This is a genomic window from Streptomyces sp. NPDC088766, assembly GCF_044750845.1.
GTDB lineage: Bacteria > Actinomycetota > Actinomycetes > Streptomycetales > Streptomycetaceae > Streptomyces.
The window spans coordinates 1-16,945 of sequence record NZ_JBIVKQ010000043.1; the positions used below are offsets into that span (position 1 = coordinate 1).

Sequence of the window (16,945 nt, forward strand, 5' to 3'; positions counted from 1 at the left end):
TCAAACTCCTGACCGTCTCCCACGCCTTCCACTCCCCCCACATGGACGACATCCTCGACGAGTTCCACCAGATCGCCGCCTCCCTCACCTACCACCAACCCCGCATCCCCCTCGTCTCCACCCTCACCGGACACCTCGCCACCGCCGACCAACTCACCACCCCCCAGTACTGGACCGACCAGATCCGCGGCACCGTCCGCTTCACCGACACCCTCACCAGCCTGCGCGAAGCCGGGGCAGGCGTGTTCATCGAGATCGGCCCCGACGCCGTCCTCACCGCCCTCACCCGCGACACCCGCGACACCCTCGACGACACCACCGCCCTCCCCCTCCTGCGCCGCGACCACGACGAAACCCGGACTCTCGTCCAGGCCGTCGGCTCCCTGCACGCCCACGGCGTCCGGGTGGACTGGCCGGCCTTCTTCGCCGGTACCGGCGCCCGCCGCGTCGAGTCGCCCCTGCCCACCTACGCCTTCCAGCACGAGCGGTACTGGATCAAGCCCGCCGCCGGTTCCCTGGACGCCGCCGGTCTCGGTCTCCGCTCGGGCGGCCACCCGGTCTTCGGCGCGCAGGTGGAACACGCGGACGGCCGGGGCGCGCTGTTCACCGGCCGCGTCTCGGTGCGCAGTCACCCGTGGCTGACCCGGTACACCGTCCTCGGGGCGACCGCGCTGCCGCCGGAGGCCCTGGTGGACGCCCTCGTGCGTGCCGGTGACGAGCTCGGCGCGGGCGCCGTGGAGTCACTGGTGCTGGACCTGCCGCCGACGCTGCCGCAGGACGGCCGGCTCCAGCTCCAGTTGTCCGTCGGGGAACCGGACGCGGACCTGGAGCGGGCCTTCACCCTGTACGCCCGCCCCGACGACGGCGGCGACCTGCCGTGGACGGAGTGCGCGCGGGGGCGGCTGGGCCACGGCACCTCCAGGGCGCCGTTCGCGCCCCCGGCCGCGTGGCCGCCCGCCGGGGCGGCCGCGCTCGCCCTCACGGACACGGACACGGACCGGGGCGTCACGGCCGGCTGGCGGCTCGGCGACGAGGTGTTCGCCGACCTCGTCCTCGACGAGGCGCTGCACGGCGAGGCCGCCGACTTCGGCCTGCACCCGGCGCTGCTGCGCTCGGCCCTGTACGCCGTGGCGCTGACCGGCCCGCACGCGGAACGGGACGCCGAGACGCTCGCCGTCGAGTGGAGCGGATTCCAGCTGTACGCGACCGGTGCCACCGCCCTGCGCGCCCACCTCGTCCCGGCGGGCGAGGACACGGTCGCCCTGCGTCTCGCCGACCGCTCCGGGCGCCCCGTGGCCTTCGCCCGCGCCGTGACCAGCCGCTCCGTGGACGCGGGCCGGGTGCGCGGCGCCCTGGCCCGGGACGCCGACGCGTTGTTCCGCGTGCACTGGCGGACCACCCCGCTGCCCGTACCTCCCACCGCCCCGGCCCTCGCCGTCGTCGGCGAGGACTTCGACCGCCCCACCGTCACCCCCACCGGCGAGGAAGCCGGCGGCCCCGCCGTCGAGGGAACCGGCGACCTCACCCTGGCCGAGGCGACCGCGCGGGCCGGACGCGGCGAGGCCGACGCGGTGGTGGTGTTCCGGCCGGCCGCCGACCCGCGGGGCACGGATTTCGTGGCCGCCGTCCACGCCCGCACCCGCGCCACCCTCGGCCTGGTCCAGCGGTGGCTGGCCGACGAGCGGCCCGGCGCCGTACCGCTGGTCGTGGTGACCCGGGGCGCCGTCGCCACCGGGGACGAGGAGTTCCTCGACCCGGCCGGCTCGGCGGAGTGGGGTCTGCTGCGCTCGGCGCAGTCGGAGTCCCCGGACCGGATCGTCCTCGTGGACGCCGACACGGCCGATCCGGACGCCCTCGCGGGCCCTCTGTCCGCGGTGGTCGCCTCCGGCGCCGCCCAGGCCGCGATCCGCGACGGCCGCGTCCTGCTGCCGAGCGTGCTCCGCGCCCCCCGCGCCTCCCGCGCCCCCGTCGCCCCCGGTGCCCCCGGTGCCCCCGGTGCCGAGGACGACGGCGCCCGCCGCTGGAACCCCGAGGGCACCGTCCTGATCACCGGTGGCACCGGCAGCCTCGGCGCCCTCTTCGCCCGTCGCCTGGCGGGCGAGCACGGAGCGCGGCACCTGCTCCTGGTCAGCCGCCGGGGCCCCGCCGCGCCGGGCGTCGAGGACCTGCGGGCGGAACTGGCCGCGCTGGGGGCCACGACGACCGTCGTCGCCGCCGACATCGCCGACCGTGCCGCCCTGGCCGCCGTCCTCGACGCCGTACCCGCCCAGCACCCGCTGACCGGTGTCCTGCACCTGGCCGGTGTCACCGACGACGGCCTGGTCGGCGACCTCACCCCGGAGCGCCTCGACGCCGTGCTCGCGCCCAAGGCCGACGCCGCCTGGCACCTGCACGAACTGACCGAGCGGCTGGACCTGTCCGCCTTCGTCCTGTTCTCCTCCGTCGCGGGAGTCATCGGCGGCGCCGGCCAGGCCAACTACGCTGCGGCCAACGCCTTCCTGGACGGACTCGCCGCCCTGCGCGCCGCCCGGGGCCTGCCCGCCAGCTCCGTGGCCTGGGGGCTGTGGGCCCAGGACTCCGGCATCGCCGGCGACCTCGACGAGGCCGACATCGCCCGCATCACCCGCGCCGGCTTCGGCGTCATCTCCCCGCAGCAGGGCCCCCGGCTGCTGGACCTCGCTCTCGCCCTGCCGCACCCCGCCCCCGTCGTCACCCCGCTGGACCTCGCCGCGATGCGCGAGCGTCCCGCGCAGGTGCCGCCGCTGTTCGCCTCCCTGGTGCGCAGGCCGGTGCGGCGCGCCGCCGCCAACTCCGAACGCACGGCGGACGATCTGGCACGGCGCCTGGCCGTGGCCGGCGAACGCGAACAGCTCGCCCTCGTCCTGGACGTGGTGCTCACCGCCACGGCGGCGGTCCTCGGCCACGGCGACCCGTCGTCCCTCGCCGTCGAACAGCCCTTCACCGGGCTCGGGTTCGACTCCCTCACCGCGGTGGAACTGCGCAACCGCCTAGCCGCGGAACTGGACCTGCGCCTGCCCGGCACCCTGGTCTTCGACCACCCCACCCCCCGCGTCCTGGCGGAGTTCCTGCGGACCGCCCTGACGGACGGCACGGACGGCACGGGCGACGACACGGCCGCGGCAGCGGCCGCCCACCGGGATGAGGACTACGCGGCGGAGATCCGCCTGGACGAGGCGATCCGGCCCGCCGCCGAGGTCGTACGGCAGGTCGACGACCCGGCGGACATCTTCCTGACCGGCGCCACCGGCTTCCTCGGCGCGTTCCTGCTGCGCGACCTGTCGCGCGCCACCCGGGGCACCCTGCACTGCCTGGTCCGCGCGAGCGACGCGGCCGACGGCCTGCGGCGGCTGCGCGAGAACCTGGAGTACTACCGCGTGTGGGACGAGGTGGACCCCGCCCGGATCAAGGTGGTCGTCGGTGACCTCGCCGAGCCCCGGTTCGGCCTGGGCGAGGAGGAGTTCGACGACCTCGCCCGCACCGTCGACGTCGTCTACCACGGCGGCGCCCAGGTGCACTGGCTGCACCCGTTCGGCACGCTGAAGGCGGCCAACGTGGGCGGCACGCGGGAGGTCCTGCGGCTCGCGGCACGGCACCGCACCGTTCCGGTCCACCACCTGTCCACCACCGGGGTCTTCGCGGGCCAGGAGACGGGAGGCCGTCCGCTGAAGGTGGACGACCCCACCGGGCCCGCCGAGGCGCTGCCCAGCGGCTACCTGCGCAGCAAGTGGGTCGCCGAGCAGGTCATCGGCATCGCCCGCGACCGAGGTCTGCCGGTCTCCGTCTACCGCGTGGACGTCGTCTCGGGCGACCAGGTCAACGGCGCCTGCCAGACCCGCGACTTCGTCTGGCTGAGCCTGCGCGGGCTCATCCAGGCGGGCGCCGCCCCGGCCGGCCTGGACGTCGCGGTCCCGCTCACGCCCGTGGACTACGTCAGCTCCGCGCTGGTCGCCCTGTCGCTGTCGGGGCGGGTCCGTCCGGGCACCTTCCACCTCTACAACCAGAGTCACATGACCTTCGCCGAGTTCGTCACCGAACTGAGGGCGCAGGGCCACTCCCTCGAGGAGCTGGACCGGGACTCCTGGAGCGCCCTGGTGCGGTCGGACCCCGACAACGTGATGCTTCCGCTGCTGGAGGCCTTCGAGATGATGGCGAGGGGGGACGGAACCTTCTATCCGCCGGTCGACACGAGCGTGGCCGAACGGGCGCTGGCGGACACCGGGATCGAGTGCCCGAAGATGACCGTCGACCTTTTCCGGCGGTACGTCACCTTCTTCACGGAGGCCGGTTTCCTCCCGCCGGTGGACGCGGCCGCGCACCTCTCCGCCCGCCCCTGAGCCGTCCCTGTCAGCCGTTCGCGACGACAAGCGGCTGCCGCGCCCTACACCGCATCGCCGGGCGGAGCGCGGCGGCCGCTGGATTGGACCCGACATGTCCGTAGTGGAGAGCCGCTGGCTGAGGCGGTTCGCAAGCGCCGAGGGCAGCAAGCTCCAGCTCATCTGTTTCCCCCACGCGGGCGGTGCGGCCAGCGCCTACCTGGGCCTGACCCGGGCCCTGGCGCCCGACATCGACGTGGTGGCCGTCCAGTACCCGGGACGTCAGGAGCGCCGCCTGGAGCCCGCGCTGACCTCGCTGACCCATCTGGCGCGGGCCGTCGCCGAGGAACTGGCCCGCGCCCCGCAGCGCCCGTACGCGTTCTTCGGCCACAGCATGGGCGCGGTCGTCGCCTACGAAACGGCCCGCGTGCTGGCCGAGTTCGACCTGGTCACCCCGCGGCGGCTGATCCTCTCCGGGCGCGGCGCCCCGAGCACGGAGCCCCGGGCGAGCGACCGCCTGGCGGGCGACGCGGCCCTGATCGCCGAGATCCGCCGCCTGGGCGGCACGGGCAGCCGGGTCCTGGACGACCCCGAGCTGCTGGAGATGGTGCTGCCCACCCTCCGCGCCGACTACGCGGCCCTCAGCCGCTACCGCTGGCTGCCGGGACCGCCCCTCGACATCCCGCTGACCGTCATGGTCGGCACCGCCGACCCGGTCGTCCCGGTCGACGACGCCCGCGGCTGGCTCGCCCACTCCACGCGCCCGGGCGACCTCCTCACCTTCGACGGCGGCCACTTCTACCTCGACACCCGGCTCCCGTCGGTGGCGGAGGCGGTGCGCACGCTCCTCGGACAGCCCACGAGGGTGTGAGCGGGCCCGGCACCCGACGGGGCGGACGCCGTGTGCCCCACCCGCACCCTGCCCGGCCTCGTTCCCGCAGTTGCACCGCTCGTGCCGGCGCGGTGTCCCGCTCTTGCCCGTCGCTCATGCCGTCCCACGCAGACACACCGCGTCCCGGCCGGCGAGGCGCGGTCACCGGGCAGGAGCGGGCGGGGCGGCATCCTCAGGCCGGGTGGGCGGCCTCCTCCTGATGTCAGGCGCCTTCCCCGCGCCTCTGCTGCCGGTGGAGGTTCGCGCAGGCCGAGGGATAGGTGTCGCAGTAGCTCTTGTACTGTCGCGCGGAGGTGGCCGCGAGCATGGCGTGAGCGACCGCGCGGGAGAGGGTGTCGGCCGCCGCGGCGCCGATCCGGGCGAGGGCCGGGGTGTCGTCGTCGTTGTCGTTGGCCAGTTTCCGGCCGGTGCCGGTGGCCACCGAGTAGACGGTGTCGCCGTCGTGGAGGGTGTGGGCGGGGTTCATCGCCCGGGCCAGACCGTCCTGTGCCGCGGTGGCCATCCTGGTCACCGCCGCGTTCTCCATGCTCGCACTGGTGGCCACGACCGCGATCGTGGTGTTGCGGTCGCGGGCCGTCCCCTCGATCGGCTCGCACTCGGCGCGGGAGGGCTTCCGCAGCCCGGCGAACTCACGGCCGATGCCCAGCTCGGCCCCGTACAGCGTGCAGTCCTTCGGATCGACGGTGGAGCCCAGGGCGTTGACGACGACCAGCGCTCCGACGACGGTCCCGTCGTCCAGCTCGACGCTGGCCGTGCCCACGCCTCCCTTGAGGGAGCCGTTCGCGGTGACGGCTCCCGTCCCTGCGCCCACGGTGCCCTGACGCACCGGCCCGCCCTCGGCCGCGTCCATCGCCCGGTAGCCCCAGGAGGCCGTGGGCCGGGCCCTGTCGTCCCCTCCTCTGCCGATGTCGTAGATCACCGCTCCCGGCACGACGGGAATCGTGATCTTCTTGTGGTCCTCCAGCCAGCGCATCGCACCGACGCCGACGTCCATGCCCCACACGCTGCCGCCGGTGAGGACGATGGCGTCCGTCCCCGGGTTGGCGTTGGCGGGGCTGAGCATCTCCGTCATCCACGTGCCCGGGGATCCGCCGCGCACGTCGACACCGGCGACCGGTTCGCCCGGCGTGTACACCACGGTCGAGCCGGTGAGATAGGGCGGTTCGGTCGACTGCACCTGACCGACCCGGATTCCCGGGACGTCGGTGATGGCGTTGAACCGGCCCGGCACGCCGTTGCCGGCCTTCTTCGGCGTGGCCTCCGGAAAAGCACGGGCGCCTCCCGGAGCCAGGCAGGCCAAGGCCGATGCGGAGACGAGCCCGCATGCCAGCAGGCGGATGGGTCGGGACGTCATGGGACCTCTTCCGTGCAGCACGCCGATGGATCCGCCGCTCGGCTCGGCGGCAGCCGGTCCGGACGCTATCGACCGGACCGGCGCCCGCCCCGGCGACAGGCGGGGCGCTGGTCCGAACGAGGTTCGCCGGCAGGTGCAGCACCACCCGCCGGACGGCGGCTTCGGCCACCGAACGCGTCGACGCGCCGGTCTTCGTGCCCCGGCCCGGAGCGCACCCGGCTGTTCGGGACCTGTCCCGGTCCGCCGGCCGGCGCTGGTGCGGCACGGCCGGGCGCGGGAACCGGCACAGGGTGGCCGACCGACCCGAGCGGCGGCGGCAGCAGGCCGCACGGTGACCGTAGGCGGCGGGGGCGGGTGCCCTCGAGCTCCCCGTCCGTCTCGCCGGCAGTGCTCGGCCGGGCGCACCGTGCCCCCAGGACGGACGGTGAGGCGGCCGTCGCCTACCGGGGGTTGCCGCCGAGCTCCCAGTGCCACAGCACCTCGCACAGCCGCTTGTGGCCTTCGGCCAGGTGCCGGCGGTAGGTGCTGTACGGAAGCCCCAGCCGTGCCGCGGCGGCTTCCTGGGTGGACGCCTGACGCAGGTAGGTGACGGCGAGGGCCCGGTGCTGCTTGCCCGACCTGGGGTCCCGCTTCAGCTCGTCCAGGGCGGCGACCAGGGTGTGCCGCAGGCCCTCCACCGGTTCCTGCTGCGTGGTCCAGCCGAACCGGGTGGACAGTCGGCTGGCGAAGAGGGCGCTGCCGTGCAGGGCGTCGGGCCGGTGCAGATCCCGCAGTGCCTGGCGTACGGCCGTGTCGAACTCCGTTCTCGGCAGCACCTTGCCGGGCGTGCCCTCCGGCACCGGCGTGGCCGGGGTCTCGGTGAGCGCTCCCGGCTGGGTGCGGTCGAACCAGATCTCCAGGGGCGTCACCCGCCAGTCGCACGCGAAGGTGGTGAAGGTGCGCTGCTGTTCCCAGGGCGTGCGGAACATCTCCTCGTGACCGAGGTGGTCCATCAGCGGCCCCCACAACTCGGCGTCCGGCGTGGTGATGAACGACCAGGCCAGGCCCCGGGAGCGGACCCAGTCGCTGCAGATACGCAGTTGCATCAGGTGCCCGATGCTCGATATCTGCCCGTAGGCGCCCGGGTGGATCATGAAGCGGCTCATCCGCATGTGCTGGTCGGCCAGCAGCGAACCCCTGTCGGCGACGGCGGCCCAGGCCTGTGCGACGACCGGGTCCAGGGTGCCGCCCACCTGTGGGTCGGACAGCCGCAACCACAGCATGAAGGCGAGGAGTTCGCCCGTCTGAGCACTGCGGTACATGCGGAACGCGCCGGGCTGTTCCTGGAGCCAGAAGCGGACGATGTCCGCGGAGCGGCGCCCCTCGGTCTCCAGGGTCATGCGGACCGCCTGCTCGTGGTCGTCGGGACGCAGGACGTCCTCGTACGCGTCTCCCTCACGGTCGATCCTCTTGAAGTACGGTTCCATCGGCCCGTACCGCTTGAGGTAGGTGAGTGCGCGGATCGCCCCCATCGCCTCCGTCTCCGAGGCGGTCCTGGCCCGCTGGAGCAGGTGGTGGCCGGTGCGGACGTGCATCTGCTCGTAGCCGTCCGGGTCACGCCAGCGGAAGTCGTGGTCCAGGACGTCGCTGACCAGCTCGTGCAGGAACAGACCCTGCCGTCCGTACTCGGCGAACGGCAGCGAGCGCAGCCACGCGAACATCTCGGCGGTCCGGTCCTCGCCGACCACCGCGCCCAGCAGGTTCTCCGTCGTCGTCAGCACGTGGGCGGCGGTCTCCAGCGCCAGCCGGTGGTCGCGCGAGGGCAGCTCCCCCACGAGGACGGACAGCAGCGTGGCGATCACGTCGGGGCCCGGGGACCACTCGGAGGTGTCCGGGGTACCGGACAGCGCCACCGAGGCCGCCAGGCTCAGCGCGAGCGGGTGACCGCCCGCGAAGGCCAGGATGGCCTCGCGCTGGGCCGGAGCCACTCCGCGCCGTTCCAGCAGCGCGGCGGCCGTGGGCGGGTCCAGTACGTCGAGCGGGAGCACTTCCAGCAGGTCGTTCCAGGCCAGATCGCACAGCCACTCGGCGCTCGGCGGGCGCCGTCCGGCCACGACGACGACGGCGTCCTCGCGCAGGCCGGGCAGGAAACGGTCCCGCAGCCATCCCTCCAGCCCCTGGCAGCGCTCGAACCCGTCGACGAACAGCACGACGCCGGTGTCGCCGACGGCGTCGCCCGCCTCGGCCTCGAACCCGGCCGGGGACGGGTTCACCCGACGGCCGTCCACCCGGACGATCCGGCGGCCCGCCTGCCGCGCCTCGTCCTCCAGCCGGCGCAGCAGCGTCGACTTGCCGACGCCGCCGGGGCCGTGGACGTAGAAGACCGGGCCCGCTCCCTGGACGCCGTCGAGGGCTGCCCGGAAACGCTCCACCTCCCCGGACCGTCCCACGAACGTCCTGTTCCGAGCGGCCCGCAGACGGCTCGCCAGGTTCCTCGAATCAACTGTCACGAGCGTATTTTAGGAATCCCGGACCTGCTCGCGTGCGACGGCGGACTCCGCGCCGGCCGCGGTCCGCCACCGGCGGACGGGGAGAGCAGGACGGCAGGTCGCGCCGGACGCCCTCCCGGTGCCCCGGGGTCAGGAGCAAAGGCCCCGGTCGCGCAGCGCGGTCCTCAGCGCCTGCATGGCGTAGTAGGTGCGGGACTTCACCGTGCCCTGGGCGATGCCGAGGGCCTCGGCGGCCTCGGCGACGCTGTCCCCCCGGAAGTACATGTGGTGCAGGATCTGCCGCTGCTGAGGGGTCAGATCCCGCAGGGCGTCGGTGACGACGTGCCGTGTCAAGGTGCGCTCGACGTGGTCGGCGACGGGAATGACGGCCTGCTCGAAGGGGCCCGCGGTGACGGGACGGATCTGACGCGCCCGTTGATCGTCGATCACCAGGTTGCGTACGACGGTGAACAACCACGGGCGCAGCCCCTTCTCCTGCCGGCCCAGCAGACCGATGTGCCGCCAGGCGCGGACGGCGGCCTCCTGGAGGATGTCCTCGGCCCGGTCCCAGTCACCGTCCAGCAGACGGGCCGCGAAGCGCATGAGCGAGCTGCCGTGCTGCTCGTAGACCACGTGCACGAAGTGTTCGCAGTCCGTACGGGCGGGACCGGGACGTGTCGGCCCCGCACCGCGCGGCGGTGCGCCCGTCCCCGGGACGGGCCCGGGCTCCCGTTCCGTCGTGCTGTTCCCCATGACGCCCGCGACTCCCCTTGTGTGCGCTGAATCCGGCTCGGCCGCACCGCCGGCCGGCGGTGTCGTCCTCAGTGTGGGGAGGGCCGCTTGTCCGGTTCTTGCCGTCCTCTTGCCGTCCTCCTGCCGGCCCGGACGCGCGTGGCGCCGACGACGGGCCGGGCACCGGCCCGGTGGGACCGAGCACGAAGTGAGCAGGGTTCGGTCTGTCGGGTGAGCACTGTTGTGCGTGATGGTGGCGCCGACGCAAGAGAGGTGCCTTCGTGAAGTTCTGTCTGCTGGGCCCTCTGGAAGTGCGGCGAGGCGTTCAGGTGCTGGACCTGGGGCCGCCCATGCGGCGTGCCCTGCTGCTGCGGCTGCTTCTGGAGAACGGGCGAACCGTCGGTGTGACACGGCTCTGTGACGACCTGTGGAACGGCCGTCCCCCACCCAGTGCCCTGTCCTCGGTGCACGCGCACATCAGCAGGCTGCGCGCGGTGCTGGAGCCCGGCCGGGCGCGCCGGGACCAGGCCGAGGTGCTGCGTAGCGTTCCCGGCGGGTACGTCCTGCACCAGCTCCCCGACGAGCTCGATTCGGTGCGGTTCGAACGGGCCGTGCAGCAGGCCCACACGCTGGCGTCCGCCGGCCGCGTCGACGCGGCCCGCCGGGAGATCGAGCGGGCGCTGGCGATGTGGCGGGGCACCCCGCTCCTCGACGCCGCCGGCCACCGGTTCGCCGAGGGTGAGGCCGGCAGGCTCGAAGGACTGAGGCTGTCCGCCGAGGAGTTGCGCACCGCCCTGCTGCTCCAGGAGGGCAACGTGACCCAGGCGATCATCGGCACGGAACGGCTCGTGGAACGCGATCCGCTGCGCGAGGCGTCGTGGGCCCTGCTCATGCGCGCGCTGTACGCCGCGGGGCGGCACGCGGAGGCGCTGCGGTGCTACGAGACGGTACGCACGCTGCTCGCCCGTGACCTCGGCCTCGATCCGGGACCGGCCCTGCGTGAGACGCAGATGGCCATTCTGCGCCACGACACGGAACTGCTGCGGCCGCCCTTCCGGTCCGTCGCACCCGTCTGCGGGACCGTGCCCGCGGTGCCCGCGGTGCCCCTGGCCGACGACCGGTGGCAGGTGCCGGAACGGGAGAAGGAACTGGACAGGCTGACACGCATGCTGCGGGACGCCGCCGCGGGCAGCACCGGATGGGCGGTGGTGTCCGGGGAACCGGGTGCGGGCAAGAGCCGGGTCGCCGGCGAACTCGCCCGGCGGGCCGCCGAGACGGGTGCGGACGTCGTGCACGTACGGTGCACCTCGGGAAGCCACCCGGCGACGCGCAGTCCGGACAGGCAGATGCGCACGCTCGCCGAGACGCTGGAGCAGCTGGCCGAGGGGGCGGGGACGTCCGTACCGGTCCTGTGCGTCGTGGAGGATGTCCACCTGGCGTCCGCCGAGGTGCGGACCCTGCTGTCCCTGCACGCGCGGACACTGCGCGATGCGGCGCTCGCGGTGCTGTGCACCACGGTGGACGAGCCGGGCACCTGCACGGAGGGCTTCCTGACGGAGCTGGCGAGGTGCGGTGCCGACCGGGTCGACCTCGCTCCGCTCTCGGAAGCCGCCGTGCGGCACGTTCTGGGCGTGTTCGCCGACGGGAGCGTGCCGGAGGACCGCGCGCGGGAGCTGCACGGACTGAGCGGCGGCAACGCCTTCCTGCTCGCCCAGTTGCTGAAGCAGTCGCCGGACGGTGGGGCGGGCGGACACGTTCGTGTGCCGCCGGCCGTGCAGAGCCTGGTTCGCACCCGGCTGGCCGAGCTGTCGCTCCCCGCACGTCAGGTCGTCGACAGCGCCGCCGTGTGCGGTGACCGGCCCGACATGAGGGTCGTGGGCCGGCTCACCGGGATGCCCGTCGCGCAGGTGCTCGAACTGGCGGACGAGGCTGTTGCGCGGCGGCTGCTGTCGTGGGGGGAGCGGGAGTCGCCGCACCAGCCCGGTGGCTACCGGTTCCCCGCCGGAGTACTGCTGCGGGCCGTGCTCGCCGAACTGGGCCCGGCACGGCGCCAGACGCTGCACGCCCAGGCCGCGCACCTGCTCGCGGGGCGGAAAGACCTGCACCACGCGGTCGCCGCCGCCCCCGTGACGCCGACGGGGCCGGCCTCGGCGGTGGAGGAGACCGAGCGGTCGGTTCGGAGAATGGACCGGGCCTGCCAGTGCGGTGACCGGACGCCCGGGGAGGGGAGCCGCCGCCCCCGGTCTCCGGTCGCCGGCAGCGTGCGGTGAACCTGTCGCGTGACGCCCGCGCACCCGCTGGTGGACGAGGCCCGCCGGAACGCGCGGGAGAGCACGGCGGGACCGCGGGGAACGTGAGACCCGGCCTCGCCGTCCGAGCGCCGAGCGGCCCGGACGCCGAAGCGCACGCGCCGGTACGTGGACGGGCGACGTCACCGTACCGGTTCCCGACCGGGCGGGCCGTCCGGCCTGCGCAGGCGGTGGTGGAGGGGAGCGATCAGGACGGCCATGAGCATCCCGCAGGACACCTGGAACACTCCGCGCAGCCAGCCGCCGGGAGCGTCCTCGAGACGGTCCATGAGGATGTGGGAGAAGGGGTAGGTCACCACGGCGCCGATCAGCACCAGCCACCAGGGGCCGGACCAGCGGCCCCTGGCGAGGGCGGTGGCGCCGAAGGCGATCACGATGACCGCGCCCATCACGGCGTTCAGGTTGACGTGCATGTCGTATCGCTTTCTGCCCGGTCCGGGCCTGTCGCGGGCGGTTCCTGCGTGAACGTCGGGTCAGGGGTTCCACGCCCCCCGCCACCGGGCGCGCGTGCGCCCGGTGGCGGCCTGATCGGGCGCCGGGCGCCCGCGGCGTGTGCGGCCGTCCGCACACGCCGCGGGCGCCCGGCCCGGCGTACCGAAGGGCGCGTGGTGGCCTCCGGCAGTGGTCCGGTGACCGGCCGCGCGCTGCCCCGACCCTTTCAACGGGCTCTCCGCCGATCCGGTTCACCCTTTTTTCCGGCCGGTGGCGGCGGGGACGCACGCTCCTCGACGCGCCGTCAGCGTGCCGCCCGGGCCTCGGCCTCGCGCTTGAGGTTGGTGAGCCAGTTGTGGAGGGAGTTGTCGAGGGCTGCCTGCAGGGCGGCTTGGCCGGCGACGACGGGGGCTCCCGTCCAGGACTCCTCGGTGTGCACGAGAACGCCGTTCCCGGTCCGGGTGAAGGTCCAGACGTGGACGGCGGTGATGCCCTGGGCGGGGCCGCCCCACGCGAGGCGCTTGCCGTGCTCGACCTGCCGGACGGTGGAGGTGATGTCCAGGCCCTCGGTGGACCAGTGGAACACCGAGCCGGGCCGCAGGCGGCCGGGGGTCTCCTTGGTGACGACGTCGACCTCGGGCTGCCATGCGGGCCAGTTCTCGACGTCGGTCTGCACCTTCCAGATGACGCTCAGTGGGGCGTGGACGAGGATGCTCGCCCGCGTGATGACGGGCGCCGACTCGTCGATCTGCACGTCGGCGGTGCGGCGGGTGGAAACGGTGGACGCGGTGTCGTGCCCGGCCGGGAGGGCCTGGGCGGCGCCGCAGGCGGTGAGGACGAGGGTCGTGGTCAGGGCGGCGAGCTTCGTCGCGGCGGGAACGGGCATGGCGGAGCCTTTCGGTGGTTCCCCGGATCGGGGATGTGGGTGGTGAGGGTGATCGGGCCCCGGGGGCGAGAGGCTCGCCCCCGGGGCCGGTGACCGGGTGGGAGTCAGTTCCGGTCGAGGGCCGTGTCGGGGATCCAGGAACCGTGGATCCCCGCGGTGACACGGCGGGGCAGGTGGACGGTGGCGATCCGGTCGAGGCCGGAGGCGTCCAGGACGAGGAGCGCGGAGGCGTCCTGCTTGAGGTCGGAGGTCACGGTGAGGAGGTAGCCGTCGTCCTCACGGGTGGCGCCGGCGGCGGGCACGAAGACGGCCTCGCTGGGCAGGCGGGCGTCGCCGACCTGATGGATGCGGCGGGCGCCGGTGGTGCGGTCGTACTTGACGATGCCGTATCCGCCGTAGCCGTCCTGGTCCGGGAAGGAGACCGCGTACTGGTAGCGGTGCTCGGTGCCGAGGAAGTCCTCGTTGAGGGTCGGGAACTCGACGGCGAGGTCGTCGATGATCTGCTCGTCGACGCTGCCCTGGGCCAGGTCGATGATCCATCGGCGGGTGAAGGAGCGGGTGTTCGGCTCGGTGCCGCGGCCGGGGGCGCCGACCCACCAGTTCCACGAGAGCTGGAAGCCCTCGCGGTCGACGGTCGGGCCCTCCAGCACGATGCGGCCCTGGTCGTCCTCGTAGGCGTTGGCGGCGTGCAGCATGTTGCCGGGCTCGATGGAGAACCAGCGGATCCGCTCGGCTCCCCGGGGGCCGCGGGGCATCACACCGATGCGGGCGGGTTGGTCGTCGTTCCAGCCGTAGGGGATGCCGGAGTGCTCGGTCGGGTCGAAGGTGACCGTGCCCTCGATGAAGACGACGTGGTGCCGGGTGAGGGCGAAGTCGTGCTTGAGGGAGGCGGTGGCACCGGGAACCTCGGCGCTGTGGACGATCTCGCCCTCGGCGTCGGCCACGTGGTGGATCAGGAAGGGCGGGAAGGGCGAGGATCCGAAGAAGTGCAGTTCTCCGGTGACCGGGTCGGTCTTGGGGTGGGCGGTCATCGCGCTGCGCAGTTTGCCGCCGAAGTCGTGGACGCCGACGGTGTCCAGGTCGGGGGTGAGTTCGAAGGGGAAGTTGGCCTCGCACAGGGCCAGCAGGCGGCCGGCGTGCTCGATGACGTGGGTGCCGGCGGTGCTGGCCGTCATGTCGGGACCGTCGTCGGTCATGTAGGGCGCGCCGTCGAGGGCGGGGGTGCGCACCCAGCGGTTCCGGTACCACTCGGCGCGGCCGTCGCGCAGGCGGATGCCGTGGACCATGCCACTGCCCTTGAACCAGTGCGCGGGGGTGACACCCGGCTTGGGGTTGTGGCTGTTGCGGATCAACCGGCCGGTGAGTTCGGGGGGCAGCGTGCCCTCGGTCCGGAGACCGGTGGCGCTGATCTCGTCGGCGACGGGGGTGTAGTGGCCGGTCAGGTAGGGCTTGCTGGTCATGTTCACAACCTCGTTGTGTTGGACTGCGGGGGTGCGGGGGTGGGACCGCCGCCGGTCAGCCGGTGGTCTCGGAACGGGACTTGAGCCGGTCCAGCCAGGTGGTGAGGGAGCCGCTCAGGGCCTGCCGGAGTTCCTCGGTGGCGGCCTCCACGGGAGCACCGCTCCAGGACTCCTCGGTGCGGACGGTGACCTGGCCCCCGGCCTCCTCGAAGGACCAGACGTGGACGCCTTCGATGCCGTCGGCGGGGCCGCCCCACACCACGCGCTCGCCGGGGACGACCTCGCGCAGGGTGGAGGTGATGTCGAGGCCGTGGGTCTTCCACCGGAAGGAGGCGCCGGGCAGCAGCGGGCCGTCGAGGTCGGCCTGGTCGATGTCCGGGTTCCAGTCGGCCCAGGAGTCGATGTCGGTGTGCAGACGCCACACCCGTTCCAGCGGGGCGTCGATGACGGTGGACAGGCGGACGATCACGGGTGCGGTCTCGTCGATGGTGAACATGGCGGTTCTTCCTTTCGGTGGGTCGCACTGCGCGGGTGGCGGCAGTGGGATTCAGCGGGCCGCGGTCGTGACCGCGGTCGTGGGTGGTGCGACATCCGCGTCCCGGGCACCCCGGCGGGTGAGGACGAGGGCGAGCAGGGCAGTGGCGGCCAGCACGGCGGCGGAGAGGGCGAACGCGGCCCGGTAGCCGGCGGTCAGCGCCTCCAGGTGCGGCACCTCGGTGCCGGCGCGGGCGGTGACGGAGCCGGCGACCGTGGCGAGCACCGCGAGGCCGACGGCGCCACCGACCTGCCGGGTGGTGTTCACCAGGCCGCCCGCCAGTCCGGTGTCCTCCTTGGCGACACCCTCGACGGCCAGGGCGGTCAGCTGGACGAAGGCGACGCTGAGGCCGAGGCCGACCAGGATGCTCGGCCCGAGGACGTCGGCGAGGTAACTGCCCCGGACGCTGACGCGCGACAGCCACAGCAGGCCCCCGGCTTCGGTCAGCAGCGCCGCGGTGACGGTGGCTCTGGCGCCGATCCGGCGGCAGACGCGCGGCGCCAGGGCCGAGCCGAGCATGTTGGCCGCGGCGAGGGGGAGCTGGCCCAGACCGGTGACCACGGGGCCGGAGCCGAGGACCTGCTGCTGGTAGAGGGGGAGGAAGAAGAACAGGGCGATCCACACCGAGCCGAGGAGGGCCATGAGCACGTTGCCCGCCGTGACGCGCCCCGCGGTGAACAGCCGTGGGGGGATCAGCGGGTGCGGCCGGCGTCGCTCGACCAGGGTGAAGGCGGCCAGCAGTACGGCGGCGAGGGCGAGGGCCCCGAGCACCCGGATGTCCGTCCAGCCGGAGCCGCGAGCCGTGGTCAGCCCCCACACGAGGGCGGTCAGCGCGAGGGTGACGACGACGGTGCCGAGCAGGTCGAACCGCCCGCTGTCCTCGACCGGTGCCCGCGGCAGGACGAAGGCGGCGGCGACCAGGGTCGCCGAGGCGCCGATCGCCACGGCGTGGAAGATCCAGGGCCAGCCCCCCGCCTGGGTGAGGACGCCGCCGAGGAGCACCCCGGCCGCACCGCCGGCTCCGGAGACCGCGCCCCACACGCCCAGCGCCCGGCCCCGGCCCGGCCCCGGCGGGAACAGGTCCATCACCAGGGCCAGGGCCGCGGGGGCGATCGCGGCGGCGGCGAGTCCCTGCACGGCACGCGCGCCGATCAGCACACCGGGCGTGGTGGCGAGTCCGGCCGCCCCCGAGGAGACCGCGAACAGTGCGAGTCCGGTGAGCAGGACCCTGCGGCGCCCCAGCAGGTCCGCGGCACGTCCGCCGGCCGGCAGCAGCGCGCCGAAGGCCAGGCCGTAGGCGTTGACCACCCAGGTGGTGCCGCCGTCCGACAACCCGACGCCGGCCTGGATCTGCGGGAGCGCCACGTTGACGATCGAGGTGGCGAGCATCACCGTGAACTGTGCTCCGGCAAGCGCCGCGAGCGCTGCTCCCGGGCCTCTGAGGGGGGCGAACGCGGGCGATGCGGAGGGTTCGGTCCGGCCGCCCGCGAGAGCCCGCCGGTGCCGGCGCTGGGCTGTGGTCTTCATGGCTCAGAGCCTGGGG

The 16,945-nt window shown here is 74.0% G+C and carries 11 protein-coding genes; 3 read left to right on the forward strand and 8 right to left on the reverse strand.

From position 1 onward, the window contains the following. Both ACIP5W_RS34880 and ACIP5W_RS34885 read left to right on the forward strand, forming a co-directional pair. Positions 1 to 4,355: thioester reductase domain-containing protein (locus tag ACIP5W_RS34880; protein ID WP_401481958.1), on the forward strand; the 4,355-nt coding region annotated here is incomplete at its 5' end. A gap of 94 nt (positions 4,356 to 4,449) precedes the next feature. After that, complete coding sequence (locus tag ACIP5W_RS34885; RefSeq protein ID WP_401481960.1) at positions 4,450 to 5,205, forward strand: thioesterase II family protein; 756 nt, start codon at positions 4,450 to 4,452, stop codon at positions 5,203 to 5,205. 223 nt (positions 5,206 to 5,428) lie between these two features. Here ACIP5W_RS34885 and ACIP5W_RS34890 read toward each other — a convergent pair whose 3' ends face one another. From ACIP5W_RS34890 to ACIP5W_RS34900, 3 genes are all read right to left on the reverse strand, one after another. Then, complete coding sequence (locus tag ACIP5W_RS34890) at positions 5,429 to 6,580, reverse strand: P1 family peptidase (protein WP_401481962.1); 1,152 nt, start codon at positions 6,578 to 6,580, stop codon at positions 5,429 to 5,431. Between the two features lie 440 nt (positions 6,581 to 7,020). After that, the gene (locus tag ACIP5W_RS34895; protein WP_401481964.1) at positions 7,021 to 9,069 is read right to left on the reverse strand and encodes an AAA family ATPase; all 2,049 of its coding nucleotides are present in this window, start codon (positions 9,067 to 9,069) and stop codon (positions 7,021 to 7,023) included. Positions 9,070 to 9,198: 129 nt separating this feature from the next. Beyond that, complete coding sequence (locus tag ACIP5W_RS34900; protein ID WP_401481966.1) at positions 9,199 to 9,801, reverse strand: sigma-70 family RNA polymerase sigma factor; 603 nt, start codon at positions 9,799 to 9,801, stop codon at positions 9,199 to 9,201. Between the two features lie 260 nt (positions 9,802 to 10,061). On the opposite strand from ACIP5W_RS34900, the gene ACIP5W_RS34905 reads away from it, so the two are divergent. Then, on the forward strand, positions 10,062 to 12,050 hold the full coding sequence (locus ACIP5W_RS34905; protein ID WP_401481968.1) for a BTAD domain-containing putative transcriptional regulator: 1,989 nt from the start codon (positions 10,062 to 10,064) through the stop codon (positions 12,048 to 12,050). 161 nt (positions 12,051 to 12,211) lie between these two features. Here ACIP5W_RS34905 and ACIP5W_RS34910 read toward each other — a convergent pair whose 3' ends face one another. From ACIP5W_RS34910 to ACIP5W_RS34930, 5 genes are all read right to left on the reverse strand, one after another. Further along, positions 12,212 to 12,502, reverse strand: a complete 291-nt coding sequence (locus ACIP5W_RS34910) for a hypothetical protein (protein WP_401481970.1) — start codon at positions 12,500 to 12,502, stop codon at positions 12,212 to 12,214. 323 nt (positions 12,503 to 12,825) lie between these two features. After that, positions 12,826 to 13,407, reverse strand: a complete 582-nt coding sequence (locus ACIP5W_RS34915) for an SRPBCC family protein (protein WP_401481972.1) — start codon at positions 13,405 to 13,407, stop codon at positions 12,826 to 12,828. Between the two features lie 104 nt (positions 13,408 to 13,511). Then, positions 13,512 to 14,867, reverse strand: coding sequence for a carotenoid oxygenase family protein (locus ACIP5W_RS34920; RefSeq protein ID WP_401481974.1), 1,356 nt, complete (start codon positions 14,865 to 14,867; stop codon positions 13,512 to 13,514). A gap of 55 nt (positions 14,868 to 14,922) precedes the next feature. Next, positions 14,923 to 15,363, reverse strand: a complete 441-nt coding sequence (locus ACIP5W_RS34925; RefSeq protein WP_401481976.1) for an SRPBCC family protein — start codon at positions 15,361 to 15,363, stop codon at positions 14,923 to 14,925. Between the two features lie 51 nt (positions 15,364 to 15,414). Continuing rightward, a complete protein-coding gene (locus ACIP5W_RS34930; RefSeq protein ID WP_401481978.1) occupies positions 15,415 to 16,929 on the reverse strand; it encodes an MFS transporter in 1,515 nt (504 codons plus the stop codon). Between the last annotated feature and the right edge of the window lie 16 nt (positions 16,930 to 16,945).